This window comes from Shewanella sp. VK101, from assembly GCF_056497865.1.
Window position 1 is genome coordinate 4572158 of sequence record NZ_CM151402.1, and the last position, 26370, is coordinate 4598527.

The window sequence follows — 26370 nt, forward strand, 5'->3', positions numbered from 1 at the left end:
TTGCCAAGCCTGCCGAATCCAAGATGCAAGTTGTTAACTTAATCTTATGGTTATGTAGATATATTTATTCTCATTAAAACAAATAATTAGGGAATTAGATTTGCACTCGGAAGGTAGCAGCGTTAAGGTATCGCGGCAAATCATAACTACCAAGAAGGAACCATGATCGACAGTAAGCAGCGATATTTTGCCGAGCAAGATATCAAAGCCCCCGCCACCCCTCTTCCCAAACACGCCTTGTTCAATACCCTAAGCGACCTGATAGTCGCGCTCTGTTTTCTACTGGGCAGCTTCTTTTTTCTCACCGATGTTCACACCCTTATCGGCGCCTGGCTGTTTGTAATAGGCAGTGTTCAGCTACTGATAAAGCCCCTGGTCACCCTGCTGAACTGGTGGCACTGACAGATTAATCCGTCACAAATATATCAGGGCTTTTGCCATACACCCGCCCACCCAGGCAGAAGCCCTGCCGCCATTGCGCCACACTTTACCCGGCCGATAAAAGCAACGCATTGCCAAGGGCTATTTCTCTGATAGTATATGTATAAATTCACAGTAATCCGGTGCTAAAGGTTTGCAGAGACTGGATCTTATTGCTATCACCGAGCTCAAGGGCGTAGCCGCTAAAATGGCTGAGAAACTGCACAAGCTCGGAATCAACACGGTACAGGATCTGCTGTTCCACCTGCCGCTGCGCTATGAAGACAGAACCCGCATCTACCCCATAGCCAGCCTCACACCCGGCAGCTACGGCACCATAGAAGCCGAAATCCAATCCAGCCAGATCATCAATGGCCGCAAGCGCATGTTGATCTGCAATGTCCGTGATGACAGCGGCACCATGACCCTGAGATTCTTCAATTTCTCAGCCGCCCAGCGCAATGCCATGCAACAAGGACTGACTATTAGAGCCTACGGCGAAGTACGCCGTGGTAACCACCAGGCCGAGATCATTCATCCGGATTACAAAATACTCAAGGGCGACGAACCGCCCAACCTCAGCGAGACCCTGACACCCATCTACCCCACCACTGAAGGGCTCAAGCAGGCCAGCTGGATGAAATTGACCGAGCAGGCTCTAAGCCTGCTGCAGGACGATGGACTACAAGAGTTGCTGCCCGAGGCGCTGCGCCCCAATCAGCAAAGCCTGGCCCAGGCGGTGCGCACCCTGCATAGGCCCCCGGCGGATGTCGATATCTACCGTCTGGAACAGGGGCAACACCCGGCGCAGCAACGCCTGGTGCAGGAAGAACTGCTGGCACATAACCTGTCTATGCTCAAACTCAGAGAGCGCAGTAATCATGACAAAGCCGTGCCTTTGCCCGCCACCGGCGCTTTACTCAATCCCTTCCTCGCCGCCTTGCCCTTTAAACCTACGGGGGCGCAGCAGCGAGTGGTGGCAGATATCGGCCGTGATATTGAAAAGCCACAACCCATGATGCGCCTGGTTCAGGGCGATGTTGGCTCGGGCAAGACCCTGGTGGCGGCCATGGCCGCACTGCAGGCGATAGAAAACGGTTATCAGGTGGCCATGATGGCGCCCACAGAGCTGTTGGCCGAGCAACATGCAATTAATTTCAGTCAATGGCTGGAGCCATTGGGGCTCAAAGTCGGCTGGCTGGCGGGCAAGCTCAAGGGCAAGGCCAGGGCCCAGTCGCTGGAGGATATCGCCTCCGGCAGTGCCCACATGGTGATAGGTACCCACGCCATCTTTCAAGAGCAGGTACAGTTTCACAAGCTGGCGTTGATCATCATAGATGAGCAACACAGATTCGGCGTACATCAGCGCCTGGGGCTGAGAGAGAAAGGCATCAGCCAGGGTTTTCATCCCCACCAGCTGATCATGACGGCGACCCCTATTCCCCGCACCCTGGCAATGACCGCCTATGCGGATTTGGATACCTCCATCATCGACGAGTTACCGCCGGGGCGTACCCCGGTCACCACAGTGGCCATCAGTGACAGTCGGCGTCAGGAGGTGATCGACAGGGTACGTCAGGCGGCGCTCAATGACGGTCGCCAGGCCTACTGGGTCTGCACCCTTATCGAAGAATCCGAAGTGCTCGAATGCCAGGCAGCCGAAGACACCTGCGAAGAACTGCGTACCGCCCTGCCGGAGCTGAGCATAGGCCTGGTACATGGCCGAATGAAGAGCGCTGAAAAACAACAAGTCATGGACAGCTTCAAACGCGGCGACCTCAAGTTGTTGGTGGCCACCACAGTCATTGAAGTGGGGGTCGATGTGCCCAACGCCAGTCTGATGATCATCGAAAACCCGGAACGGCTCGGGCTGGCACAGCTGCACCAGTTGCGCGGCCGGGTCGGTCGCGGCGCCGTGGCCAGCCACTGCGTCCTGCTGTATAAGGCACCGCTGTCACACACGGCTACCAAACGGCTTGGAGTATTGCGTCAGAGCAACGACGGCTTTGTCATTGCCCAAAAAGATCTGGAGATCCGCGGCCCGGGTGAAGTGTTGGGCACCCGCCAGACAGGTATAGCCGATATGAAGGTGGCCAATCTGGTACGGGATCAGGCGCTTATTCCCCACATCCAGAAACTGGCTCGCCACGTGATGAGCCAGGCACCGGAGAATGTCGATGCCATCATTCAGCGTTGGCTGGGCGACCGGCAGCAGTATGTTCAGGCCTAGTGCGCTAAAAACGTCACAAAGTTGCCGAGAGTTCAGCCGGGGTTCAAGTCAATCACCACAGGATCTGCTCTACTGGCAATATTTCACAAATAAATCCTGCTGCCAGGCGGCCGAACGCTGGACAAGATGGCCAATATTTGCAGAATGGGAGAGGCGCTGCCTCACAGGTATCAATGAAAGGAAATCCAATGCAAGTCAATCAAGAAGATAGAATCGCGCCGCAGGAAAAGTCCTCTGGCAACAGTGGCATTGCTATCATCCTATTGGTGTTGGTATTGCTGATTGCAGGAGGAGCCTACTACTATTTCAGCGGCGAACAAGAGCCGCAGCAAGCAGCAGAGCCCACCCAGGTTGAACTCCCCGAACCCGCTCCCAGCGAACCGCTGCAAACCCAAGTCCCGGTGCCTGAACCTGAAACCGTACCCGAGCCAGAACCTGAAGTGGTTCAGCCCGAAGTCGAGCCGGAACAACCTCTGCCTTCACTGGCCGAAAGTGATGAATATGTTCATGAAAAGGCCGTGGCAATGGCTGATGGCATGAAGATAGAGCCACTGCTGGTTGAACAAGATCTGGTACGCCAGTTCGTGGTGTTTGTCGATAATCTGGCCCAAGGCGAACTGGCCCGTAAAACCAGTCCGATGAAAGGCCCGAGCGACACCTTCACAGTATCTGAAATCTCCAACAAGACCTATCTGGATCCGGATAGCTACCACAGATACGACCTTTACGCCGACTTCCTCACCGGCCTCAACGACGAGCAGTTGCTCAACACCTATCGTCAGTTGTCGCCGCTGCTGGAGCAGGCCTTCGATGAGCTGGGTTACCCCAATCTCAAATTCGATGAGCGGATGCAACAAGCCATCAAGGTGCTGTTGGCAACCCCAGTGATAGAAGATCCTATCGAGCTGTACGCCATCAGCGTGAACTACAAGTTTGTCGATCCCAAACTGGAAACCCTGCCCAACGCGCAGAAAATGCTGGTACGTATGGGTCCCGACAACACTCGTAAGATCAAGACGGTACTGCGGCGGCTGCAGAGCCAGCTGAGCAACTGAGCGGCATCTGAATCACCCGGCGCCCGCCGGGTGATTCCCTTGTTAGCGAAAAGTTGTAACTGATCTTTAGCTGTAACCTAAACCCCTTCTTAAAACCCGTACTTTCAGTGTAGAATATGGCCCTTTGTACCGGTGTTTCAGAGGGAACGGGCAATCGGTACGGCGGTCGCATTCCGACCCGACAGATTCACTCCCTCACGACCCGTAAGGGATAGCAACAAAGATCTGTGTCAGAGGCAAAGCAGTGCAACTAGCGTTCAGTATTCTCTCCTGGGGAGCCTGGTCCCCGGAGTATCAACAGCAGCAAGATTGGCAGCAGTGGCAAAGTAGCAACTGCGCCCTTGATGACAGCGATCGCATTGCCCCCAAGTTACCCCAGGTTGCCGCCATGCAGCGGCGCCGTTTCAGCCGCCTGAGCAAGATGATGCTGGAAGCCGCCTTTCAGGCTGAAGCCCCCAGCCAATGCCGCAGCGTATTTGCCTCGCGCCATGGCGAACTCAATCGCACCATAGAACTGCTGCAGGATATTATTGCCAGGCAGCCGCTCTCTCCCATGGGTTTCAGCCAATCGGTTCACAACACCGCCAGCGGTCTGTTTGGCATAGTCACGGGTAATACTGGCGCTTCCACTTCAGTGGCGGCGGGCACAGATACCCTATCCCAAGCCATGTTGGAAGCCTGGGCCCAGTTGGCCGAGGACCCCAGCCCCCTGCTATTGGTGTTCGGCGATGACCCTGTGCCGCCCGTCTATGATGAATTTACCCAAGAGATGGAACTGCCACTGGCCTTGTCTCTGCAGCTGGCCCCGGCCGATGTTACCGGCATCGCCCGAGTTACCCTGAGCCAGCAGACCGGCGCCGGGCAGCCGCTGAGCTTCGGCGCACTGCTGCAGGCACTGGCAAACGGCACGGCAATCCAGGGGCAACTGGCCCATTGGCATTGGCAGCTGGAACCCTCAAGGGAGCCGCTATGACAGCCCCGGCAACCGGTATCGGCTATTTTCCCCGTTGGCTCGCCGGCATCAGCTGTTATATCGCCTTCGGCCTTGGCGGCTTGCTGAGCTCCTTGACCATTTTACCTGTGCTGAGGTTCTGGCCCGGCGAGCGCGATGTGCGCATTCAAAGAGTACAAAAAGCGGTGCACTACATGTTCCGCGGCTTTGTGCATATGCTGACCTGGGCCGGCGTGGTCAGGGTCAGCACGGTAAATCTGCAGCGATTACAGCAGGCCAAAGGCATGGTGGTGATTGCCAATCACCCCACCCTCATAGATGTGGTGGTGTTAATCAGCCTGATGCCCAATGCCGGCTGCATAGTAAAACAGGGACTGTGGCGTAACCCCTTTCTGCGCGGAGTCGTCTCCGCCGCCGGCTATATTCCCAATCGCGGCGCCGATCTGCTGCTACAGGACTGCCGTGAAGTGTTGGCCAGAGGCACCAATCTGATCATCTTTCCCGAGGGCACACGCACGGTAAAAGGCGCAGTGATCAATCCCTTTGCCCGCGGTTCGGCCAATATCGCCCTGCGCACCGGGGCCGATATTCTGCCAGTGGTACTCAGGGTGGTCCATCCCGGACTCACCAAACAGGATCCCTGGTACGAAATCCCGAGACGCACCATACAGATGCAAGTGGAAACCGGGGCAAGCATAGCGCATCTGAGGTATGATGCCGAAAGCGGTGGCGATGCCCGGATGGCACGCCAACTCACCAGAGATCTGGAAACCTATTACAAACAACAATTAGATATAAATTATGAGCTTACATAACGAAATTAAACAGCTAATCATAGATTGCCTCGATCTTGAGGATATCAGTATCGACGATATAGATACCGAAGCACCGCTATTCGGTGAGGGGTTGGGACTGGATTCCATCGATGCACTTGAGCTGGGCTTGGCGATCAAGAAGCAGTTCGATGTCAAGATCGAAGCCAACTCAGAGGCAACCAAGGCCCACTTTTACAGTGTTGCCAGCCTTGCCGCGTTTATCGAATCCCAGCGCGCGTAGGAGGTGCTCATGCAAAGCCGTGAACAGATATTGGAAATGCTGAGCAAGATCCTGGTCGATGAGTTTGAAGTGGATGCCGAGGCGATAACCCCTGAGGCTTCCCTCTATGAAGAGCTGGATCTGGACAGCATTGATGCGGTGGATCTGGTGATCAAACTGCAACAGCTGACCGGCAAAAAGATCCAGCCCGATGAATTCAAGTCGGTACGGACGGTCAACGACGTGGTTAACGCCATCGAGGGACTGGTTAAAGACTGATGCGTGCCCTGGCTCAGACAGTCACGGCCCTGTTGCTGCTGGGATATCCCCTGGCGGTATATCTAGGGCTGAACTATCTGCCGGGCAATGGTCTGGCACTCTTGCTGGCGGCCTTGCTCGGCGCCAGGTTGCTGCTGGGGAAGCAAAAGCTCAAGGCGCTGGCCGCTCCGGTCGTTCTGGGGTTACTGCTGGCGCTCGGCAGCTTGCTCGCCAAGCGTCAGGACTGGCTGCTGTACTACCCTGTGCTGGTCAATGCCTGCATGCTGGTGCTGTTTGCCTCTTCGCTGCTTAAAGGTCCCAGCATGGTGGAACGTCTGGCTAGGTTGGCCGAGCCGGATCTGCCCGAGGAAGCCAGGCCCTACCTGGTAAGGGTCACACAACTCTGGTGTGGTCTGTTTGTCTTCAACGGCGGCATGGCGGCTTATACGGCGCTGCTTACCAGCCTGGAGACCTGGACCCTGTACAACGGCCTGATAGCCTATCTGCTGATGGGGCTGCTCGGTGGCGGAGAATGGCTCTATCGCCACTTTTGTCTGAAGCGATCATAAAGGGACAGTTATGACAGAGTTATTGAAAACCTGGCTTACCCAAGGCCCAGCTGGGCAACAACTGATCAGTTTTAACCACCATGACATAGTCACGGGTTCACTGTTCGCCACCCAGGTCTATCATCTGCATCAACGCCTGCAAGCCCGGTCGGAAAAGCGTTGGTTACTGGCCTGCGACAGCAGCGATCTGTTCGCCGTTGGCCTCTGTGCAGCCCTGTTGTCGGGCAAGCAGATCATACTGCCGGCCAACACTCAGCCGGGGACTCTGAGCGAACTGACCCAGGAGTTTGATGCCATAGTGTCAGACCGCCCCCTGTGTGAGGGCAAGATCTGGCTCGAGCTGAAAAAAGAGCTGTCACTGCCCCACTCGCCCTGGCCGCAGATGGCCGAGGGGGATGAGTTCGGCGAACTGCTGCTGTTCACCTCAGGCTCCAGCGGCCAACCCAAGGCGGTTCGCAAGCGCCTGCAGCAACTGGATGCCGAAGTCAGTGTGCTGGAGCAGACCTTCGCCGCTCACCTGCCACAGTGCAGTGTGATTGCCACCGTCAGCCACCAGCATATCTATGGCTTGCTGTTTAAGATTCTCTGGCCACTGGCGGCCAGTCGCCCCTTCCTCAGCGATCTGGTGGAATACCCGGAAACCCTGAGTTATTACACCGCCCTGTTTCCCAACCTGTGCCTGATCAGCAGCCCGGCGCAGCTGTCGAGGCTGCCGGATGCGCTGGAACATGAACGCCAGCTGCACACTCCCAGCCTGATCTTCAGCTCCGGCGGGCCCCTGAGCCTGGAAGCCGCCCAAGGGGTCAAGCGCTGCTACGGTAGCCTGCCAATCGAGGTCTACGGCAGCACGGAAACCGGCGGCATAGGTTATCGGCGCCAACAGAGCAGCGACACGCCCTGGCAGGCCTTTGCCCCCATGGAGCTGAGCAATGACAGCGACGGCGCTTTGCTGCTGCGCTCGCCCTATCTCGAAGATGACGACCAATACCGCTGTGAAGACAAGGTTCGGCTGCTGGGCGAAGGCCAGTTCTGCCTCGAAGGCCGCTTGGACCGCATCGTCAAGATAGAGGAAAAGCGCCTGTCTCTGGTGCAGATGGAAACCTTGCTCAACGCCCATCCCTGGGTGACCCAATCGCATCTGGTGCTGCTGGAAAACCCCAGAGTGCAACTGGGCGCGGCGGTAGAGCTTTCCGCCGCTGGCAAGGCACAGCTCGAAGCCGAGGGCAAACTCAGCATCAACAACGCCCTCAAGGCCCATCTGCTGAGCCAATTTGAACGTGTGACTCTGCCAAGGCGCTGGCGCTATCCACAGCAGCTGCCACTCAATGCCCAGGGCAAGTTGCTCAAAAACGATATTCTCGAGCTGTTTGATCATGATTAAGTCTGTTCTTCCGCCCATTGTTCAACACCGGCATCAGAACAATGAAGCCAGTTGGCGCCTGAGCATTCCGGCCGAGCTGCCTATGTTTGCCGGCCACTTTCCCGGCCAGCCGGTATTGCCCGGCGTGACTCAACTGGACTGGGCCGTGCGTCTCGGCAGCCAGGCATTCGGCTATGATGCCGAAGTCGCGGTACTCGAGGTGCTCAAGTTTCAGCAACTGCTGTTGCCAAATATGCAAGTCACCCTCAGCATCAGCAATAACCCCGCCAAGGGCAAACTGAGCTTCAGCTACAGCGACGGCGAACAGAAGTTCGGCTCGGGTCGTATCGCCTTCAAGACAGAGGCCAAGCAATGAAGCTGGCGCTGATCATCCCCAATTACAACCACAGGGGCCATATCGCTGCGACGCTGGAAGCCCTCAAACCGCTGGGGCTGCCCTGCTTTTTGATCAACGACGGCAGCGACGATGAGACCCGCTATCTGTTGCAACAGTTGTCCGAACAACAGAGCGACTGGGTCAGCCTGCTACATCACCCTTATAACCGCGGCAAGGGCGCCGCCGTGATGACAGGCCTGCGCGCCGCCTGGGCCGCGGGTTTTTCCCATGGCCTACAGGTGGACGCCGACGGCCAACATAATCTGGAAGATATTCCGGCGCTAATCGCCAGGGCGCAGCTCAACCCCAAGGCGCTGATCTCCGGCCTGCCGCAATATGATGATTCCGTGCCCAAGGGTCGGCTCTACGGCCGTTACCTGACCCATTTTTGGGTCTGGGTCGAGACCCTGAGCCTGGATATCCGCGATTCCATGTGCGGCTTTCGAATCTATCCACTGGCGGCCACCGAGGCCCTGCTTCGCAGCGAAGCCCTCGGCGAGCGGATGGATTTTGATATCGAAGTCATGGTGCGTCTCTACTGGCGCGGTGTTGCCATAGAACATATTCCCACCAAGGTGATCTACCCGGAAGACGGCAGCAGCCATTTTCAGGGGCTGGCCGACAATGTGAGGATCAGCAAGCTGCACACCAGGCTGTTTTTCTCCATGCTGTGGCGCAAGCTCAAGGGGCAGAAACTGGGGCCAATCCAAGCGGCACAAGACAACCCCCAAGGCGCCCATTGGTCCAACGTCAAGGAACGGGGCTGCTACTGGGGTATCAAGCTGCTGGCCGAAAGCTATCGTTTCGGCGGACACTGGCTGGCACGGGCGATCATGTACCCGGTGATCTGTTACTTCTTTATCACGGGGCGACAGGCCCGCGAGGCGTCACAAGCGTTTCTAAAGCGGGTACAGGCACTGGAGCCACAGCACCCGAGCCTAAGTCAGCCGGTGACTTGGCGCGACAGCCTGCGCCACTTCTTCGCCTTCGGCAATGCCGCGCTGGATCGCATCGATGCCTGGTGCGATCGCATTCGTTTGCAACAGGTGGAGTTCAGCGACCGTCAGCAGTTGGCCGAGCAGTTGCAGAGCGGCCAGGGAGCCGTGTTGCTGGTGTCCCACCTTGGCAATATCGAGCTGTGCCGCGCCATCTCCATTCACCAGCGCAAGGTGAAGGTCAATGTGATGGTGATGACCCGCAATGCCGAAAACTTCAACCGGGTGCTCAAGCAGCTGAACCCGGACAGTGAACTCAACTTACTCCAGGTCACCGAACTCAACCCGGCCACCTCCATGTTGCTGCAAAGCAAGGTCGAGGCCGGTGAATTGGTGGTGATAGCCGCCGATCGCACCTCCAGCCACAGCCCGGGTCGCACGGTGAAAGTGCCATTCCTCGGCGAGATGGCGCCCTTCCCCCAGGGCCCCTTTATTCTGGCCGGGCTGCTGGACTGCCCCATCTACACCATGTTCTGCCTGCGGGAACAGCAGGGCTATAAGGTCTGGCTCGAGCCCTTCGAGCAGAGTCTCAAAGGCCCGAGAGCCGAGCGGCAGCAGCGACTGCAACAGGCCGCCGGCCTCTATGCCCAGCGGCTGGAACATTTTGCCCGCAAGGCACCACTGCAGTGGTTTAACTTTTTCGATTTTTGGCGGCAGGACCAAGTTGCTGACCGCCCCAAGGACAATTCATGAGCGCAACAGATCTGGCCGCCAAGACGGTCGGCTTCGGCCAAACATCACTGACACTGGAACAGGTGGTCGCCATCGCCAAAGGGGCGCAGGTGACCCTCAACGCCAGTGCAGAGTACCGTGACTATATCCAGCGCGGCGCTCGCTTTATCGACAGCCTGCTTCATGAAGAAGGCGTGGTCTATGGGGTCACCACAGGCTATGGCGACTCCTGTACCGTCAATGTCGGCCCGGATCTGGTACACGAGTTGCCGCTGCATCTGTCGCGCTTTCACGGCTGCGGTATGGGCAAGGTGCTGGAGATCCCCCAGGCCAGAGCCGTGATGGCCTGTCGCCTCAACTCACTGGCCGTGGGTAAGTCCGGTGTCAGCTATGAGCTGCTGGAGCGCATAGCCCTGCTGCTGAACCTCAACATAGTGCCGGTGATCCCGGAGGAAGGCTCTGTGGGTGCCAGCGGCGATCTCACGCCACTGTCATATCTGGCCGCCGTACTGGTTGGCGAGCGGGAGGTCTTCTATCAAGGACAGCGCCGCGCCACCAGCGAGGTCTACGCCGAACTTGGGATCAGCGCCCTCAAGCTCAGGCCCAAAGAGGGCCTGGCACTGATGAACGGCACCGCCGTGATGACAGCGCTGGCTTGTCTGGCCTATGACAGGGCCGAGTACCTGAGCCGCCTATGCGCCCGCATTACCGCCATGGCCTCACTGACACTCAAGGGCAACTCCGACCATTTCGACGAGATACTGTTTGCCGCCAAGCCGCACCCGGGGCAGAACCAGGTCGCGGCCTGGATCCGTGAAGACCTCAACCACCACGAGCACCCACGTAACTCAGATAGACTGCAGGACAGATATTCGATTCGCTGTGCGCCGCACATTATCGGGGTCTTGGCCGATGCCCTGCCCTTTATGCGCCAATTTATCGAGACCGAGCTCAACAGCGCCAACGACAACCCGATAGTGGACGGCGAGGGGGAACATATTCTCCACGGTGGCCACTTCTATGGCGGCCATATCGCCTTTGCCATGGACAGCCTCAAGAATGCGGTGGCCAATTTGGCGGATCTGCTGGACAGGCAGATGGCTCTGGTGATGGATCCCAAATTCAACAACGGCCTGCCGGCCAACCTGTCGGCCAGCCAGGGCGAGCGCAGCCCCATCAACCACGGTTTCAAGGCAGTACAGATAGGTTGCTCGGCCTGGACCGCCGAGGCACTGAAACACACTATGCCCGCCAGCGTGTTCTCGCGCTCTACCGAGTGCCACAACCAGGACAAGGTCAGCATGGGCACCATTGCCGCCCGTGACGCCCTGCGGGTACTGGAACTGACCGAGCAGGTGGCCGCCGCAGCACTGCTGGCCATGAGTCAGGGGATCCGCCTGCGCCTGCTCGCCGGTGAACTGGAACGTGAGTCGCTGACCGAGTCAGTAGCTACCACCCTGGCGCAGCTGGAAGCCGACTTTGAACTCTTGATTGAAGACAGGCCGCTGGAAGCCTTGTTGCGGCAAACCCTGGCCAAGATCCAAGCCGGGGAGTGGGAGGTGTGCCGATGAAAGCCATCCTCAGCACTGAAATAGAGCTGGAGATTCCCTTCCACGATGTCGACTCCATGGGCATTACCTGGCACGGTAACTATCTGCGTTATTTTGAGATAGCCCGCTGCAAGCTGCTGGACAGGTTCGACTACGGCTACAGCCGAATGCAAGAGTCAGGTTACGCCTGGCCGATAGTGGATCTGCAGCTGAAATACGTCAAACCCAGCCGTTTCGAGCAGAAGGTCCGGGTGAGTGCCGCCTTGGTTGAGTGGGAAAACCGGCTGAAGATCAACTACCAGATTTGCGACGCCACCAGCGGTGAGCGCCTCACCAAGGGCTACACCATACAGGCCGCAGTGGATATGCAGACTCAGGAACTGTGCTTGGTGACCCCGCCGGTGTTCCGTGAGCGCCTGGCGCCCTTCATCGGGGCTACCGAGGCCAAGCCATGAAACCTTCAGCCTTCGGCTTTCGGCTCACTCGGCAGCCCGCCTTACTGCTTGGGCTGCTGGGACTGTTTTGGTTTGGCGCCGCTTGCAGCAACATGGCTTTAGGGGAAGTGGCGCCAGCCACTATGGTATTGGGCGAAATGGCGCCAGCCACTATGGCATTGGGAAAAGTGGCGCCAGCGGATAACACTCAGATAGAGCCGGTGGCAGTGCAGGCCGCCGAAGCCAAGGGGAAAATCAGGCCGGAGGCGCAGGCATTCGACAAACTCTTTGCCAGGGCGGCCACAGAGCAGGCTCTGCAACAGTTAAGCACTAAGATGGCCCTCAGCGACAGCAGCCGAGGCCAGTTTAAGCAGGTGCGCTGGCTCAGGGTGCTGAAACAACCACTTCGCAGCAGCGGCGAATTTCTGTTTCAGCGAGAACTGGGCATGCTCTGGCAACAGCAGACTCCCTTTGGCAACCTCTTGCTGCTGAAACAGGGCGAGCTTATCCAGCAGGACAGCCAGGGCAAACTCAGTGTCACCAAGGCCGATGCCGGCCCGGCGGCCGTGGCTGAAATGCTGCCGCGCATGATGCAATCCCTGCTCTCCGGTAATATTCAGGCATTGAGCCAGGGGTTTGAACTCTATCTGCTCAATGACCAAGCGGGTCATTGGCAACTGGGACTCAAGGCCAAGGAGCAGACAATGGCCGCTCTGCTGCCGCAAATGGTGCTCGAAGGCAATCAGGATCTCGAATCTCTGACCCTGCTGGCCAAGAACGGCGATATCAGCCAGATATTCTTCTCTGAACTGGATAAATCCCCACTCAATGACAGCGAGCGCGCTCGCTTCTTTCCCGAGGTGACCCCCTGATGTCGCCTCGCCCTGAACCCGCTCGTCCCAGGCTCTCGGCGCCGGTTGGCCTGCTGTTGTGGCTGGGGCTGCTGACGCTGCTTATTCTGCTTGGTGTCTGGCAGTGGCAACAGGGCGGCCGTATTCAGAGCGACATTCTCGCCATGCTGCCCAAGGTGCAGGAAGATCCGCTCGCCGAAGCGGCGCTGAAACGCATGGAGCAGAAACTGGGCAATCAAGTGTATATCGGCCTGATTGCCAAGGATAAGCCTCAGGCGATCGACGCCGGCAAACAGCTACTGAGTGCGCTGGAAAAGGAGCAAGGCGCCTTTAAGAGAGTTCGCAGCGCCGAGGCCAACAGCTTCAGCGCCCTGGGGCGTTTCTATTTCCCCTATCGCATGGGGCTGCTCAGTGACAGCCAGAGGCAGCAACTCGCTAGCGGTGAATTAACGCCTTTGATTCAAAACGCGCAGCAACAGCTCTACAGCGCCTTTGGCACCGCCGGCAGCGACCTGATTGCCGAAGATCCGCTGTTGTTGTTCCCCGACTGGCTCAAGTCGCTGGCCGAGGGCCGCAGCCTCACCCAGGCAGATGGCATACTGTTGGCACCAACGCCGCAAGGCCAGTATGCAGCCATAGTGATGGCCGAGGGCATAGGCAGCGCCTTTAACCCGCAGCAACAGGCAATCCAGCTCAAGGCGCTGGAGCAGGCCTTGGCGCCTCTGCCGCAAGATATTCGAGTGCTCAAGGCCGGCGCCCTGTTTCATGCCGCGGCCGCCACAGAATCGGCCAAGAGCGAGATCAACCGTATCGGATTAGTGTCCCTGCTTGGAGTGATCCTGCTGGTGCTGCTGGCGTTTCGCTCCTTGATGCCGCTGACGGTGGCACTGCTCACCCTGGGCAGTGGATTTCTGGCGGCGACAGTCACTACCCTGACACTGTTTGGCGAACTGCATCTCCTAACTCTGGTGTTCGGCACCAGCCTTATCGGTATCGCCATCGACTACAGCTTTCACTTCTACTGCGAGCGCTTGCAACATCCCAAGGCTTCTCCCAGGCAGGTGATTGGCCTGATATTCCCGGCCGTGACCCTGGCCTTGATCACCAGTGTCGGCGCCTATCTGGGCATAGGCCTGGCACCTTTTCCCGGCATGCAACAGGTGGCCGTATTCTGTGCCAGCGGGCTGATTTTCACCTGGCTGACACTGCTGCTGGCTTACCCGGCCATAGCCCCCAGCCCCTTGCTTGCCGGAGACAGCCGTCTGGCGCTGGCTGGACGCTTGCTGAATCTCTGGCAAGCTCTCGGTCGGCGCAGCAGTCTGTTAATCCTGGTGCCACTGGGGTTACTGCTGCTGTTTGGCGGCATTAACCTCAAGGCCAACGATGATATCCGGGCGCTGCAGAGCAGCCCACCAGCGGTCAGCGAGCCGGAAAATACTCTCAGGCAACTGCTGAGTGGCGGCACGGACAATCAGTTCCTGCTGGTCCGGGGTGACAGCGCCGAGGAGATGCTGCAGCATCTCGAACAGCTGGCGCCCGGGCTCAAGCGTTTGATTGCTGAAGGCAAACTCGGCAACAGCGTGAATATCGCCCGCTATTTGCCAAGCATCAAACGCCAGCAGCAAGATCATCAGTTGCAGGGGCTTATCTATCGCCAAACAGACAAGGTTTTGGACACTCTGGGGCTGAATGCCGAGCTTGCCGGGCCGCTCTCGAGGCAATGGGCCGAATTCCAGCCGCTCTCGGCCACAGACTGGCTCGCCAGTGAAGGGGCTAAATCCTCAGGGCTGAGTGACCTCTACCTCGCCCCCACTGACGGAATATCGGCTCACGCCGCCATAGTGCTGCTCGGTGGCATCCACGACCTCGACGCCCTTAAGCAGCTGGCAAGCAGCAACCCGGGTGTGCAGTTGGTCGACAAGGTCGCCGATATCTCGGCGCTGATGGCCAAATACCGTCAATTGACCCTGCTGATGCTGGCACTGGCACTGACACTGGCGGCGGTGATTTTCAGCTGGCGCTTTGGTTTGCGCCGCGGCCTTTGGGTGGCGCTGGTGCCAACTCTGGCGGCAATTCTGACTCTGGGCGCCCTTGGCTGGCTCGGCAGCGGCTTGACCCTGTTTCATGCCTTGGCACTGGTGTTGGTGTTCGGCATAGGCGTGGACTACAGCCTGTTTTTTGCCGAAGCCAAACAGCATCCCAGAGGCGTGATGTTGGCGGTGCTGATGTCTGCCGCCTCCACTCTGCTGGCCTTTGGCCTGCTGGCTTTGAGTGACACCTATGCCATTGCCGCCTTTGGTATAACCCTGGCGCTGGGCATAGGTTTTACCCTGTTACTCGCTCCCCTAACCTCAACTCTTACAAGGAATGCAAAGTGAACACTGCCAATGCCGTGGAACAAGTCGATGTGGTAATTATCGGTGCCGGGCCATCCGGCTCGGTCGCGGCCAGCCTGCTGAAACAACAAGGAGTAGATGCCCTGGTGCTGGAGCGGGCCCAATTTCCACGCTTTTCCATCGGAGAGAGCCTGTTGCCCTGCTGCATGACAGTGCTGGAGCAGGCTGGGATGACAGAAGCCGTAGCCGAGGCCGGGTTTCAGTTTAAAAACGGCGCCGCCTTTCGACGCAACGGCCGCTACACCACCTTTGATTTCAGTGACAAGTTTACCCCGGGCCCCGGCACCACCTTTCAGGTTCCCCGAGGCCAGTTCGACAAACTACTGGCCGACACCGCCAGTACCCAAGGGGTAGAGATACGTTATGGCCAGACGGTCACCGCGGTGGATCTCAGCGCAGAGCCACGGCTGACAGTGGCAGACGAAAATGGACGAGTCTATTCAGTGCAGGCCAAATATCTGCTGGATGCCAGTGGCTTTGGCCGGGTACTGCCAAGATTGCTGCAGCTGGAATGCCCCTCCAGCCTGCCGGCCCGCTCGGCCATCTTTACCCATATTGAGGACAATATCAGCGACCCGGAGTTTGACCGCAACAAGATCCTTATCAGCGTGCATCCGCGCAACAAGGATATCTGGTATTGGTTGATCCCCTTCAGTAACGGCACCTGTTCGCTGGGGGTGGTGGCCGAACCGCATCTGCTGGCAAGACTCGAAGGCAGCCTGGAGCAGCAACTGCGCACCATAGTCAATGAAGAGCCAGGGCTGGAGGCGCTGCTTAAGGACGCCAGAGTGATCCGCGACTGCGCCACCTTGAAGGGCTATTCGGCCAATGTCAGCACCCTGGCCAGTGACAAGTTTGCCCTGCTGGGCAATGCCGGTGAGTTTCTCGACCCGGTATTCTCCTCCGGGGTGACCATAGCCATGCACTCGGCCAGTCTGGCCTGCGACTGTCTGGTACGCCAACTCAAGGGGGAAGCGGTAGACTGGCAGCAGGATTATGCCGAGCCCTTGATGCTGGGGGTCAACACCTTCCGCACCTATGTGGAAGCCTGGTATGACGGCAGATTCCAGGAGGTGATCTTCTTTGAAGACGCCAACCCCAAAATAAAACAGATGATTTGCTCTATCCTGGCGGGCTACGCCTGGGACAGCAACAACCCCTTTGTCAGTGAATCCCGGCGCAGATTGGATCTGGTGGTGAACCTCTGCCGCGACGCCGTCGAGGAAGCCTTATGACAGCCGCTGTCACCCGCTTGCTACTGCTTGCCACTGTGCTGGTTGGCCTGAGTGGCTGCAGCCAGCTATTGTATCGCCAAACCTGCGTTGCCCTGGCAAAGGATGTCAGTTATTGTCTGGCGCCGCTGCCGCTGAACCAGGCCGCGCCCAAGGGACAAACCTCTGATACCAAGGCTGCCAAAGACGCAAAGCAGCCAGATGAGCCCCAGGGCAGTGACTCGGTTCAAGCTCAAACTTTGGAGCAAACGCTCAGTCTCAGCCAGCAGGTGCGGCTGCAACGAGGGGAGCAGAGCCATGAGCTTATCAGCCAACTGGAACTGCAGCCGCAGCAGATGACAGTGGTGGGGCTGGCACCTCTGGGCCAAGCACTGTTTACCTTGATCTACGATGGACATACACTGACCAGCGAGCAGAGTGTGCTGCTCGGTAATGAGTTTAAAGCAGAATATCTGCTGGCCTTGCTGCAGCTCATCTATTGGCCGGAGGAAAAGCTGAACGCTTATCTGGATGGTGCCAGGGTGAAACTGGAAGATTGCGCCGCCGTCCTGTGCCGGGTATTGCTGAGCAATGACAATCACGAGCTGATACGGATAAGTTACTCCAGCCCCGACATCTGGCATGCGGAAGTGGCCATGAACATGCCGCAGGCCGATTTAAAACTGAACATTAAGCCCCTGTAATGGATACAGGGCCGGATCCCAAAACAGAGATATGACAACTACAGCCATAAATCATGCGGGTTTTTGTACTCCTCTCGGCAACCGGGCCGACGAGGTGCTTAACGCCTTGCTCGCCGGTGACAGCCGCGGCATGGTCAGCCGCGACAACCTGTTGTTTGAACGGCCGGCCATAGTCGGGGTAGTGAACAGCGAATTACCGGCCATTCCCGCCGAGTTTGCCGACTATGACTGTCGTAACAACGCCCTGTTGCTGTGTGCCGCGCTGCAAATTACCCCGGCGGTGGAAGCCGCCAAGGCCAAATATGGCAAGGAGCGCATCGCGGTTGTCATAGGCACCAGCACCTCAGGGATCTCCAAGGGCGAAGAGGCACTGGAGTACCGCAATCGCCACGGCCATTTCCCTTCGGATTACCACTATTTTCAGCAGGAGCTGGGGGGTACCAGTCGCTTCCTGCAAGCCTGGTTCAAGCTGAGCGGTCCCTGTTACACACTGTCGACGGCCTGCTCCTCCAGCGCCAAGGTGTTTGCCGCCGGTAAACGGCTGTTGGACGCCGGACTGTGCGACATGGTGATAGTCGGCGGGGTCGACAGCCTGTGCCAATTGACCCTCAACGGCTTCGATGCGCTTGAGTCTGTCTCCAAGGGGCACTGCAATCCTTTTAGCGCCAACCGCGACGGCATCAACATAGGTGAAGGCGCGGCGCTGTTTACCCTGGAGAGAGGAAGCGGCCAGGTGCTGCTGTCCGGTGTCGGCGAGTCGGCCGATGCCCACCATATCTCGGCGCCCCATCCCGAGGGCAGCGGCGCAATTGCCGCCATGGAGATGGCACTCAAGCAGGCGGAGCTGACGCCTGATGACATCGACTATGTCAATCTGCACGGCACTGCCACCCCCAAGAATGACGCCATGGAAAGCCGCGCCATGCACTCGGTATTTGCCGAAGCACTGCCGCCTTGCAGTTCCACCAAGCCCTTGACCGGCCACGCACTGGGCGCCGCCGGGGCATTGGAAGCGGTATTCTGCTGGCTGCTGTTGTCGCCCCTCAACCCTGATGGACAACTGCCGCCGCATCTGTGGGATGGTGAGCAGGATGGCAAGGATCCCGCACTGCCGCTGGTCAAACAGGGCAGCCGCCACTCTCTGAATCACCTGATGAGTAACTCCTTCGCCTTTGGCGGCAGCAATGCCAGCCTGATCTTCAGCCGTGGAGCCCCTGAATGACCCAGACTTTAGCCGAGCGTGATATCGCCGATTTTCTGCCCCACAGGGCGCCCATGATACTGATAGACGCCGTGGTCGAGCACAGCCAAGACAAGCTGCTGACCAAGGTGAAGATTAGTGAGCAGAGCCCCTATTTCGATGACGCCCGAGCTCTGGTGCCCAATTATGTAGGCATAGAATATATGGCCCAGAGCATAGCGGCACTGGCCGGAGTGGAAGCCGAGGCCCGCGGTGATATTATCCGGGTCGGTTTTTTGCTGGGCAGCCGTAAGCTCAGCATGCATACCCCGGGATTCCTGCCCGGACGCGAGTACCTGACCCAGGTGCAGCGCCTCTATCAGGAAGACACGGGACTGGCAGTGTTCGACTGCCGCATCTTTGATGGCGACACAGAGATCGCCAGCGCCAATGTAAACGTTTTTCAGCCCCAGGACACCCAGGCCTATATTGCCGGTAGTCTGGAGGCGATGCAGGGAGATTCCGCATGACACAGAGAGTTTTGGTCACAGGTTCCAGCCGCGGCATAGGCAAGGCTATCGCCCTGCGCCTGGCGCAGTCCGGCTTTGATATCGCCCTGCACTTTCATGCCAATCGAGCGGCCGCCGAGGCCAGCGCCGCCGAAATCCAAGCCTTGGGCGTCAAGGTCAGCCTGCTGCAGTTCGATGTTGCCGAGCGCCAGACCTGCCGCCAAGTCATTGAGGCCGACATAGAAGCCAACGGTGCCTATCACGGCCTGGTTCTCAATGCCGGTATTGCCCGCGATACGGCTTTCCCGGCGATGACAGAGGCCGAATGGGATGGCGTCATCCACACCAATCTCGATGGTTTCTACAATGTGATCCATCCGGCGCTGATGCCGATGATCCAACGACGCAAGGGCGGCCGCATCATTACGCTGTCTTCGGTTTCCGGTTTGGCCGGTAACCGTGGCCAGGTGAACTACAGCGCCTCCAAGGCCGGCATCATAGGCGCCACCAAGGCGCTGGCACTGGAGCTGGCCAAACGTAAGATCACGGTCAACTGCATCGCTCCCGGGATTATCGAAACCGAAATGGTCGATGCCTTCAGCCCCGAACTGGTACAGCAACTGGTGCCGTTGCGGCGCATGGGCCAGCCTGAAGAGATAGCGGCACTGGCCAACTTCCTGATGTCTGACGAAGCCAGTTATATCACCCGCCAAGTGATCTCGGTCAACGGAGGCATGCTATGAGCCGCAGGGTGGTGATTACCGGCATGGGCGGTATTTCCGCCCTGGGCCAGGATTGGGACAGTGTCAAGGCCAGGCTGCAGGCAGGCCAAAATGCCGTGGTTCGCATGGATGAATGGGACAGGTTCGATGGCCTGCACACCCGTCTGGCGGCGCCGGTCAGCGACTTCAGCACTCCGGCACACTATTCGCGCAAGAAGATCCGCTCCATGGGGCGGGTGTCTCTGATGGCCACCCGCGCCAGTGAAATGGCGCTGGAGGATGCCGGCCTGTTGCATGATCCTCTGATAGCCTCAGGCGCCATGGGCATAGCCTACGGCTCTTCCACCGGCAGTACAGATCCCATCACCGCCTTTGGCGACATGCTCAAACACGGCGATATGAGCGGCGTCACCGCCACCAGCTATATCCGCATGATGGCCCATACCACGGCGGTCAATGTCGGGGTATTTTTCGGCCTCAAGGGGCGGGTATTAACCACCAGTAGCGCCTGTACATCCGGCAGCCAGGGCATAGGTTATGCCTATGAAGCCATCAAGTATGGCCAGCAGGATTTGATGCTGGCGGGTGGCGGCGAAGAACTCTGCCCCACAGAAGCGGTCGTGTTCGACACCCTGTTTGCCACCAGTACCCGCAACGACACTCCTGAGTTGACCCCCAGGCCTTTCGATCGCGACCGGGACGGCCTGGTGATAGGCGAAGGCGCCTGCACCCTGGTGCTCGAAGAGCTGGAGCATGCCAAGGCCAGAGGCGCGCGTATCTACGCCGAGGTGCTGGGTTTTGGTACCAACTCAGACGGCCTGCATGTGACGCAACCGAACGCCGACACCATGGAAAAGGCGATTCGGCTGGCACTCAAAGATGCCAAGATAGCGCCGCAGCAGATAGGCTATGTCAACGCCCACGGCACGGCCACCGACCGCGGTGATGCCGCCGAGAGCCGGGCTACTGCCGCAGTATTTGGCGAGCAGATGCCGATTTCATCGCTGAAGAGCTATACCGGCCATACCCTGGGCGCTTGCGGCGCACTGGAGGCCTGGTGGAGCATTATGATGATGCGTGATGGCTGGTTTGCACCCACAATCAACCTGGAGAATGTCGCCGAGGATTGCGCCGAGCTGGATTATATTCGCGCCGAAGGCCGGGCACTGGATACCGACTTGGTGATGAGCAATAACTTTGCCTTTGGTGGCATCAATACTTCGTTGATCTTCCGCTGCTGGCAGGACTGAGCTTAGCCCCAGGAAGCCCTAGAAAACCAGAGTAAGAAGCCCAAGAAGCTTTAACGGAATGCATCGGCACTGCAGGCCTCTTTTCAGGCCGCCTTGTCATCGCGGCAGCGCCCCATGATATCCAGGATCTGTGTAGTCGAAGCCGCCAAGGCTTCGACGCAGTGGTCGTCCAGTTTGCCGGCGGCCACCATGCTTCTCAACTCACGGAAACAGGCATCCAGTGGCCAGGCCTGCTTATAGGGCCGCTCGCTGCTGAGGGCATCGAAGATATCCGCCACAGTCACTATTCTGGCTTCAATCGGCACCTCTTCACCCTTCAAACCTCGGGGATAGCCGCTGCCATCCAAATACTCATGATGACAGGCCACTATATTGAGCATGATGGTCGAATCCGGCAGGTGCGCCAGACCAAAATCCCCCAGTACCTTGCGGATCAGGCACTCGCCCTTATCCACATGGGTCTCCATCAGAGTACGCTCGTCTATGCTTAAGGGCCCTCTTTCAACAACACCTTGTCCGGAATACCTATCTTGCCTATGTCATGCAAAGGTGCAAACTGGGTGATATGTTCTATCTGCTCATCACTCAGGCCGTATTTGGGGGCGACTATGCCGGCGATCAGGCCCGAATAGGCCGCCATGCGATCTAGATGCGCGCCGGTTTCAAAGTCGCGCAGGTCGGCAAAGTCCCGTGCCACCTGAGCCGAGGCGAGAATAGTGCGCACTGCACTGAGTTCGGCGCACAGAAACATGTTGATCAAGTTGGCATAGAGCACCATATCGCGCTGCGCCTTGGCATCGAAGGCCGCCACGCGGTATGAATCGAAGAACAGAAACCCCAGAAACCTCTGTTCATCATAGAGGGGCACGGTAAAGGAGGAGTTGTAATCCTGCTCCAGCAACCAACGCGAATGGCTGTTTTCCGGCAAGATATTGGCCTTGATATCGTCTATCACCCGATACTGCCCTGTGCCTGCCAATTGGCTGAGCACCGGGCTGTCGGACATGGGATATTCATAACCCACTATGGCCTGTCCCCTGTGAGTGCTGTTGATAAAGGTTTTTAGCAGACCGGTCGAATCGTGATACAGGGCGCAGGCGATACGATCCACCCAAGGGTAGCTGAGTAACAGATGATCGTGAATGCGTTCCAAACGCTCAGAAGCGTTGTGACCCTGCAGCCAGAGAGCTGTTGGCATATTCTTGTCCATACACTATTTTCAAATCATTTCCTTTTTCCAAAGGATAGAACAAAAAACAGCCATGGCGAGAAAACGACCAGTATCCAGGCCATTGCATTTCCAAATCCATAAGATTAACCTTATTGAAAATTTTCTAATTGACAGAGAGACTGAAAATGCAAACCAACGTCACGCCACAAGACGGCCGCCTAAACCCAGAGCAGTGCCATGAGATGATCGCCAAGGGAGTTCGGGTACTGGATGTCCGCTCGGCTGCCGAATATGCCGAAGGGCACCTGCCACAGGCGGTGAATGTGCCACTGGATACCCTGGATACCTGGCTCAAGCAGCAACCGAATAAGCAGGAACCCTTTGTGCTCTATTGTGGCGCCGGCATGCGTGCCCAGAAAGGCTGCGAAATTCTGCGGGCCAACGGCTTTGATTGCGTGCTCAACGGCGGCGCCTTCAAGGAGCTGGTCTGTTGCCAACCTGAGTAACCACAATGACAAGCAAGCCCGGACGATTTCAGGTAAGCCAACATCGTGGCCAAGCCTCTGCGCGGGTGCGTTATCGCGAGCACTGGCCCGCCGAAGGGGTCAATGCCGCTTGTCCGCTTTGCAGCAAGGTGCTCGAGCCGGACAAGCAGTCACAAAAAAGCCCCGGGTAGTCACCTCCGGGGCAGTAGAACCAAATCAGTCAAGCAACTGGCGTTCAGATTGATGGTGGAAGAGATGTTTGCCTCAGGCAGAGATGGCCGCCAGCGAAGATTTGGCTGCTGAAATACCTTTGGCGTTGGCATCCGGGCCCATGTTCAGCGCTTCACCGTAGACGGTTTCCACTTCGGTAATTCCAATAAAGCCCAGCACGGTTTTCAGATAAGGCACCACATGGTCTGTGGTCGAGTCTTTATGTACCCCACCTCGGGTAGTGATCACTACCGCGCGCTTACCAGTGATAAGACCCACAGAGCCATTTTCTGTGTAACTGAAACTCACACCGGCGCGGGCAATCAGGTCAATCCAGTTTTTCAACTGAGTCGGAATACCAAAGTTATACATGGGCGCAGCTATTACTAGTGTATCGTGATCTTTCAGTTCCTGGATCAGCTCATCAGACAAGGCCAACGCCTGTTGCTGGCGCTCGCTCAGCTGTTCGCCGCCGCGCAGGCCGGTGGCAATTTCACCGTCCAGTACCGGCAGAGGCTCGGCCGCCAGATCCCTGACTGTGATGCTGGAACCCTGCTCCTGCCAATGCTTGAGCAGGTGGTCGACCAAGAGACCGGACTGAGAGTAACCACCCAGGATGCTGGATTTCAAAACTAATACTTTGCTCATGATATTGCTCCGCTTCGATTCAGGAATTTGTTTGAGTCAGAGCTTTTGCTCCAATCTATGCTGAGCAGTTTACTGATGGATAAAATAGAAAAAAAGCGGAGAAAATTTGATATTAAATTCGATTTTTTAGAAAGGAAAGGCTGTTATCCAGGGCTTACAAGGTTAAAACCGAACCTGTAAGCCTAGGTAATCCCAGCTAGGACAGGGTCGCCTCTTGCTTGGGCTGGCTGACGTAAACCCCCAAGAAAAAAGCACAGCAAAGGCCGTGACTCCAGAGTTCCACCTCCTGCCTGACTTTGACCCTGCGCCCTTCACTCAAAGGCGTCAGTGACACGCCCGGCCAGCTGACTCTGGCTTCGATCAACTCACCGGGATTGGCAGTCACCGGCGCCCGATAACGGATCTCGGCCTGGGCCAGCACTATATCACCACTCACTCCGGCCCGCTGCTGTTGCAGCCAGAGCATGCCCCAGCCACACAGAGTGCACAGGGTATAGATACTGCCGGCAAACATGGTCTGATGCAGATTGATGTTGGGCGCCAGCGGTGCACCGACACGAAATTCTGTGCCATCAAAAGCCAGTGGCCGGATCCCCATAAAGGCACTGACGGGGATGGTGCCATGCCAGGTGTTTTCCAATTGCTTAAGCAGTGATGGCTCAGACATATCAAACACTCAGATTAAAGGTCACTGGCCCGTCATTCAGCAGCTCCACCTGCATATCGGCAGCGAAGCGGCCGGTTTCTGTGGTCACCCCCTTGCTGCGGCAAAATGCCACAAAGGCTTCATAGAGCTCTTCGGCCTGAGCCGGACTGGCGCCACCCGAGAAACTGGGACGCAGACCGCGGCTGGTATCGGCCGCCAGGGTAAATTGCGACACCACCAACAACTGCCCGCCGACCTGAGTCAGATTGAGGTTCATCTTGCCGTTGTCATCGCTGAACACCCGGTAATTCATCACCTTGGTGGCCAGCTTTTCCATCGCCGCCATATCATCCTGGCGTTCAACGCCCAACAACACCAACAAACCTTTATCTATAGCGCCGGTCACTTCATCGGCAACTGTTACCTTGGCACGGCTGACTCTCTGTATCAGGGCGATCAATCCTGACTCCTTAATTCTGTTTCACAAGAGGCCGCAGTGTCGCCCATAGCACACAGGGCTGCAACCACGGCGTGACGCATTTTATCATCCACCAGCGAGTGATGACCTCCGGCCACCAGCTGTAACTCGGCCGGGCGGGTCTGGCGTGCAAGCTGAGCCTGCAGCAAGTGAGTTGGACAGACCCAATCGTTTTCCCCCTGCAGCAAGCGGGTATGTTTCGGCCAGTTATTGAGCCCTGCATCAAACAGACTCATGGCTTCGAAATAGTGATGGCGGGCATAGTGAAGTTCGATTCTGGCCATATTGCTGTCCCGAGGCGCCCTTGGCGGCGGCAACAGTACCCCGGGTAAAGACAGATGCTGCTCCCAGCGCAGCCAACTGCGGATATAATCCTGGGCATTGAGGCAAGTAAATCCCTTGGCATAGCTTTCCAGCAGCGCCGCCGTGCTGCGCTCACTCCTGGATAGCCAGCGGGAAAAGCCATGATAGTCCACCGGGAAACGGCTGGCGGCGCCAGCAGCACCATAGAGCCAATCGCGGCCCTCGGCAGAGGGGATAAAGCTGCCCCAGTATGTCTGGGCTATGACCCGCTCAGGGAATAAACCGCCGTACACCAGCCCCAAGGTTGCCCCGAATGAGCCCCCTGCCAGGCACCAGCGCGGTAACTGCAGCGCCTTCCTGACCGACTCGAGATCATCGAACAGGCCCTGGAAGTGATTCTGCGCCAGGCCTTTCTCGGAGCGCGATAAGCCGGCGCCCCTCTGATCCAGAAACAATAAGCGAAAGCGGCGCAGATCAAACAGCGCCAACTCTTCAAGGTTGCAACCGGCTCCTGGCCCGCCGTGCAGATACAGCAGCGGGATGCCTTCCGGGTTGCCGAATTGCGCCAGATACAGGCGGTGGCCGCCACCAACCTCCAGCCAGTCGCGGGCAAACGGATTATGCCGATTCGGATTCATCATCCAGCGACTCCAATGGCTCTTCACCATCGAGGAATTCCGGCAAAGATGCGGTGATCTCGGCTCCCATCAGGACTATCATCCAGGACAGGTAGACCCAGACAAACAGTATCGGAATCGTCGCCAGGGCGCCGTAAATCGCCTCGTAGCTGGGGAAGTGAGTCACATACAGGGCAAAGCCTTTCTTGCCCGCCTCAAACAGCAAGGCAGCCACTATGGCCCCGAGCAGGGCATGCAGCAGCTTCACCTTTTGATTGGGCACCACAGTGTAAAGCAGCAGGAAGGCCGCGACAGAAAACAGAAACGGCAGACGCGCGACAAAGAAGGTACCTACACCATAAGTATCGGCTTCGTTGAATATTTTCAGCGATACTAAGTAGGAAGTGGCCGCCAGGCTGGCCCCCATCAGCACTGGGCCCAGCGTCAGGATCATCCAGTACATGGAAAAAGACACGACAGTCTGGCGTTTTTCTTTGGTGCGCCAGATATAGTTCAGCGCCTTGTCGATGGCGGAGATCAGCAAAATGGCCACCACCACCAGAGCGCCGATACCGACGGCAGTGCCCTTGGAGGCGTTGCCGACAAACTCGTTGATATAGACCTGAACCGTATCGCCTGCGGCCGGCAGAAAGTTTTGATAAATAAAGTTTTCTATCAGTTGCCGCACCCCCTTGAAGACAGGGAAAGCCGACAGCATAGACATGGTAACGGCCACCATGGGCACCAGCGACAATAGGGTCACATAGGCCAGATGACCGGCTCGAATATTGATTTGATCGTCCTGCAATCTCTGTTTCAGGTGCAGCAGGAAGTGCCAGCAGCCTTTCATAAACAAACTGAAATTGCGGGTATCTATCTTGTTGCTCACGGTTTTCTCTTGATCCTCTGGGTCTAGTGTCGCTATCTTCGTACAATAATGCCCGGATTACAAAGTGTGATGCTGCCGCTGCAGCAGGGCAAAGGAAGCCGGGAATGACACCAGTGCTATGCATAGGCATGCGCCGAGGCCCGTCGTTCAGCGCTTCTTCCACAATTTAAAGG

At 57.5% G+C, this 26370-nt stretch carries 30 protein-coding genes; 23 read left to right on the plus strand and 7 right to left on the minus strand.

What is annotated here, in order from left to right:
- The first annotated feature begins 162 nt into the window (after nucleotides 1–162).
- From ACSHSR_RS20275 to ACSHSR_RS20375, 21 genes are all read left to right on the plus strand, one after another.
- Nucleotides 163–402 (plus strand): YrhK family protein, encoded by a 240-nt coding sequence (locus ACSHSR_RS20275; protein ID WP_039034668.1) that lies wholly within the window; start codon nucleotides 163–165, stop codon nucleotides 400–402.
- Between the two features lie 172 nt (nucleotides 403–574).
- Complete coding sequence (gene recG / locus ACSHSR_RS20280; RefSeq protein WP_479631095.1) at nucleotides 575–2650, plus strand: ATP-dependent DNA helicase RecG; 2076 nt, start codon at nucleotides 575–577, stop codon at nucleotides 2648–2650.
- 188 nt (nucleotides 2651–2838) lie between these two features.
- A complete protein-coding gene (locus ACSHSR_RS20285) occupies nucleotides 2839–3705 on the plus strand; it encodes a DUF3014 domain-containing protein (protein WP_413733722.1) in 867 nt (288 codons plus the stop codon).
- A 244-nt stretch (nucleotides 3706–3949) separates the two neighbouring features.
- Nucleotides 3950–4678, plus strand: a complete 729-nt coding sequence (locus ACSHSR_RS20290; RefSeq protein ID WP_025010128.1) for a beta-ketoacyl synthase chain length factor — start codon at nucleotides 3950–3952, stop codon at nucleotides 4676–4678.
- Entirely contained in the window at nucleotides 4675–5472 is a 798-nt protein-coding gene (locus ACSHSR_RS20295) for a lysophospholipid acyltransferase family protein (RefSeq protein ID WP_264920486.1), read from the plus strand. Before ACSHSR_RS20290 ends, ACSHSR_RS20295 begins: the two co-directional genes overlap by 4 nt.
- Complete coding sequence (locus tag ACSHSR_RS20300; RefSeq protein ID WP_025010130.1) at nucleotides 5459–5713, plus strand: phosphopantetheine-binding protein; 255 nt, start codon at nucleotides 5459–5461, stop codon at nucleotides 5711–5713. Before ACSHSR_RS20295 ends, ACSHSR_RS20300 begins: the two co-directional genes overlap by 14 nt.
- Nucleotides 5714–5722: 9 nt before the next feature.
- A complete protein-coding gene (locus ACSHSR_RS20305; RefSeq protein ID WP_025010131.1) occupies nucleotides 5723–5971 on the plus strand; it encodes an acyl carrier protein in 249 nt (82 codons plus the stop codon).
- Nucleotides 5971–6519: a COG4648 family protein gene (locus tag ACSHSR_RS20310; RefSeq protein WP_224867061.1), complete on the plus strand. Its 549-nt coding sequence runs from the start codon at nucleotides 5971–5973 to the stop codon at nucleotides 6517–6519. Before ACSHSR_RS20305 ends, ACSHSR_RS20310 begins: the two co-directional genes overlap by 1 nt.
- Before the next feature lie 10 nt (nucleotides 6520–6529).
- Nucleotides 6530–7900 (plus strand): AMP-binding protein, encoded by a 1371-nt coding sequence (locus ACSHSR_RS20315; RefSeq protein WP_413733725.1) that lies wholly within the window; start codon nucleotides 6530–6532, stop codon nucleotides 7898–7900.
- Nucleotides 7893–8255, plus strand: coding sequence for an ApeI family dehydratase (locus ACSHSR_RS20320; RefSeq protein ID WP_413733727.1), 363 nt, complete (start codon nucleotides 7893–7895; stop codon nucleotides 8253–8255). The genes ACSHSR_RS20315 and ACSHSR_RS20320 overlap by 8 nt, the downstream gene beginning before the upstream one ends.
- The gene (locus tag ACSHSR_RS20325; RefSeq protein ID WP_413733729.1) at nucleotides 8252–9964 is read left to right on the plus strand and encodes a glycosyltransferase family 2 protein; all 1713 of its coding nucleotides are present in this window, start codon (nucleotides 8252–8254) and stop codon (nucleotides 9962–9964) included. Before ACSHSR_RS20320 ends, ACSHSR_RS20325 begins: the two co-directional genes overlap by 4 nt.
- Nucleotides 9961–11514, plus strand: a complete 1554-nt coding sequence (locus ACSHSR_RS20330; RefSeq protein WP_479631096.1) for an HAL/PAL/TAL family ammonia-lyase — start codon at nucleotides 9961–9963, stop codon at nucleotides 11512–11514. The genes ACSHSR_RS20325 and ACSHSR_RS20330 overlap by 4 nt, the downstream gene beginning before the upstream one ends.
- Nucleotides 11511–11948, plus strand: coding sequence for an acyl-CoA thioesterase (locus tag ACSHSR_RS20335; RefSeq protein ID WP_144159940.1), 438 nt, complete (start codon nucleotides 11511–11513; stop codon nucleotides 11946–11948). Before ACSHSR_RS20330 ends, ACSHSR_RS20335 begins: the two co-directional genes overlap by 4 nt.
- Entirely contained in the window at nucleotides 11945–12799 is an 855-nt protein-coding gene (locus ACSHSR_RS20340; protein ID WP_479631097.1) for a LolA family protein, read from the plus strand. The genes ACSHSR_RS20335 and ACSHSR_RS20340 overlap by 4 nt, the downstream gene beginning before the upstream one ends.
- Complete coding sequence (locus ACSHSR_RS20345) at nucleotides 12799–15156, plus strand: MMPL family transporter (protein ID WP_479631098.1); 2358 nt, start codon at nucleotides 12799–12801, stop codon at nucleotides 15154–15156. The genes ACSHSR_RS20340 and ACSHSR_RS20345 overlap by 1 nt, the downstream gene beginning before the upstream one ends.
- A complete protein-coding gene (locus tag ACSHSR_RS20350; protein WP_062793396.1) occupies nucleotides 15153–16409 on the plus strand; it encodes an NAD(P)/FAD-dependent oxidoreductase in 1257 nt (418 codons plus the stop codon). Before ACSHSR_RS20345 ends, ACSHSR_RS20350 begins: the two co-directional genes overlap by 4 nt.
- Nucleotides 16406–17089, plus strand: a complete 684-nt coding sequence (locus ACSHSR_RS20355; protein WP_479631099.1) for a DUF3261 domain-containing protein — start codon at nucleotides 16406–16408, stop codon at nucleotides 17087–17089. The genes ACSHSR_RS20350 and ACSHSR_RS20355 overlap by 4 nt, the downstream gene beginning before the upstream one ends.
- Before the next feature lie 31 nt (nucleotides 17090–17120).
- Nucleotides 17121–18311 carry a beta-ketoacyl-[acyl-carrier-protein] synthase family protein gene (locus tag ACSHSR_RS20360; RefSeq protein ID WP_096142505.1) on the plus strand — a complete coding sequence of 397 codons (1191 nt, stop codon included), beginning with the start codon at nucleotides 17121–17123 and terminating at the stop codon, nucleotides 18309–18311.
- Complete coding sequence (locus tag ACSHSR_RS20365) at nucleotides 18308–18799, plus strand: hotdog family protein (RefSeq protein WP_144165048.1); 492 nt, start codon at nucleotides 18308–18310, stop codon at nucleotides 18797–18799. The genes ACSHSR_RS20360 and ACSHSR_RS20365 overlap by 4 nt, the downstream gene beginning before the upstream one ends.
- Nucleotides 18796–19521 carry a 3-ketoacyl-ACP reductase FabG2 gene (locus tag ACSHSR_RS20370; protein ID WP_123117114.1) on the plus strand — a complete coding sequence of 242 codons (726 nt, stop codon included), beginning with the start codon at nucleotides 18796–18798 and terminating at the stop codon, nucleotides 19519–19521. Before ACSHSR_RS20365 ends, ACSHSR_RS20370 begins: the two co-directional genes overlap by 4 nt.
- A complete protein-coding gene (locus ACSHSR_RS20375) occupies nucleotides 19518–20750 on the plus strand; it encodes a beta-ketoacyl-ACP synthase (RefSeq protein ID WP_044735418.1) in 1233 nt (410 codons plus the stop codon). Before ACSHSR_RS20370 ends, ACSHSR_RS20375 begins: the two co-directional genes overlap by 4 nt.
- A gap of 83 nt (nucleotides 20751–20833) precedes the next feature.
- On the opposite strand, the gene ACSHSR_RS20380 is transcribed toward ACSHSR_RS20375, so the two are convergent.
- On the minus strand, nucleotides 20834–21205 hold the full coding sequence (locus ACSHSR_RS20380; RefSeq protein ID WP_413733736.1) for an HD-GYP domain-containing protein: 372 nt from the start codon (nucleotides 21203–21205) through the stop codon (nucleotides 20834–20836).
- Nucleotides 21206–21237: 32 nt separating this feature from the next.
- On the minus strand, nucleotides 21238–21948 hold the full coding sequence (locus tag ACSHSR_RS20385; RefSeq protein ID WP_413733738.1) for a GAF domain-containing protein: 711 nt from the start codon (nucleotides 21946–21948) through the stop codon (nucleotides 21238–21240).
- A gap of 158 nt (nucleotides 21949–22106) precedes the next feature.
- Here ACSHSR_RS20385 and ACSHSR_RS20390 point away from each other — a divergent pair, with 158 nt between their 5' ends.
- Together ACSHSR_RS20390 and ACSHSR_RS20395 are read left to right on the plus strand one after the other, a co-directional pair.
- Nucleotides 22107–22427 (plus strand): rhodanese-like domain-containing protein, encoded by a 321-nt coding sequence (locus ACSHSR_RS20390; RefSeq protein WP_054744157.1) that lies wholly within the window; start codon nucleotides 22107–22109, stop codon nucleotides 22425–22427.
- Between the two features lie 5 nt (nucleotides 22428–22432).
- The gene (locus ACSHSR_RS20395; RefSeq protein WP_413733740.1) at nucleotides 22433–22597 is read left to right on the plus strand and encodes a hypothetical protein; all 165 of its coding nucleotides are present in this window, start codon (nucleotides 22433–22435) and stop codon (nucleotides 22595–22597) included.
- A 73-nt stretch (nucleotides 22598–22670) separates the two neighbouring features.
- Here the strand turns inward: ACSHSR_RS20395 and ACSHSR_RS20400 are convergent, their stop codons facing one another.
- From ACSHSR_RS20400 to ACSHSR_RS20420, 5 genes are all read right to left on the minus strand, one after another.
- Nucleotides 22671–23264, minus strand: a complete 594-nt coding sequence (locus ACSHSR_RS20400; protein WP_345845416.1) for an FMN-dependent NADH-azoreductase — start codon at nucleotides 23262–23264, stop codon at nucleotides 22671–22673.
- A 196-nt stretch (nucleotides 23265–23460) separates the two neighbouring features.
- Complete coding sequence (locus ACSHSR_RS20405; protein ID WP_045283356.1) at nucleotides 23461–23931, minus strand: thioesterase domain-containing protein; 471 nt, start codon at nucleotides 23929–23931, stop codon at nucleotides 23461–23463.
- A gap of 1 nt (nucleotide 23932) precedes the next feature.
- Nucleotides 23933–24370 (minus strand): D-aminoacyl-tRNA deacylase, encoded by a 438-nt coding sequence (gene dtd, locus ACSHSR_RS20410; RefSeq protein ID WP_028780049.1) that lies wholly within the window; start codon nucleotides 24368–24370, stop codon nucleotides 23933–23935.
- Nucleotides 24367–25332, minus strand: a complete 966-nt coding sequence (locus tag ACSHSR_RS20415) for an alpha/beta fold hydrolase (RefSeq protein WP_243891029.1) — start codon at nucleotides 25330–25332, stop codon at nucleotides 24367–24369. Before ACSHSR_RS20415 ends, dtd begins: the two co-directional genes overlap by 4 nt.
- Entirely contained in the window at nucleotides 25310–26197 is an 888-nt protein-coding gene (locus tag ACSHSR_RS20420) for a virulence factor BrkB family protein (RefSeq protein WP_025888483.1), read from the minus strand. The genes ACSHSR_RS20415 and ACSHSR_RS20420 overlap by 23 nt, the downstream gene beginning before the upstream one ends.
- Nucleotides 26198–26370 lie beyond the last annotated feature (173 nt).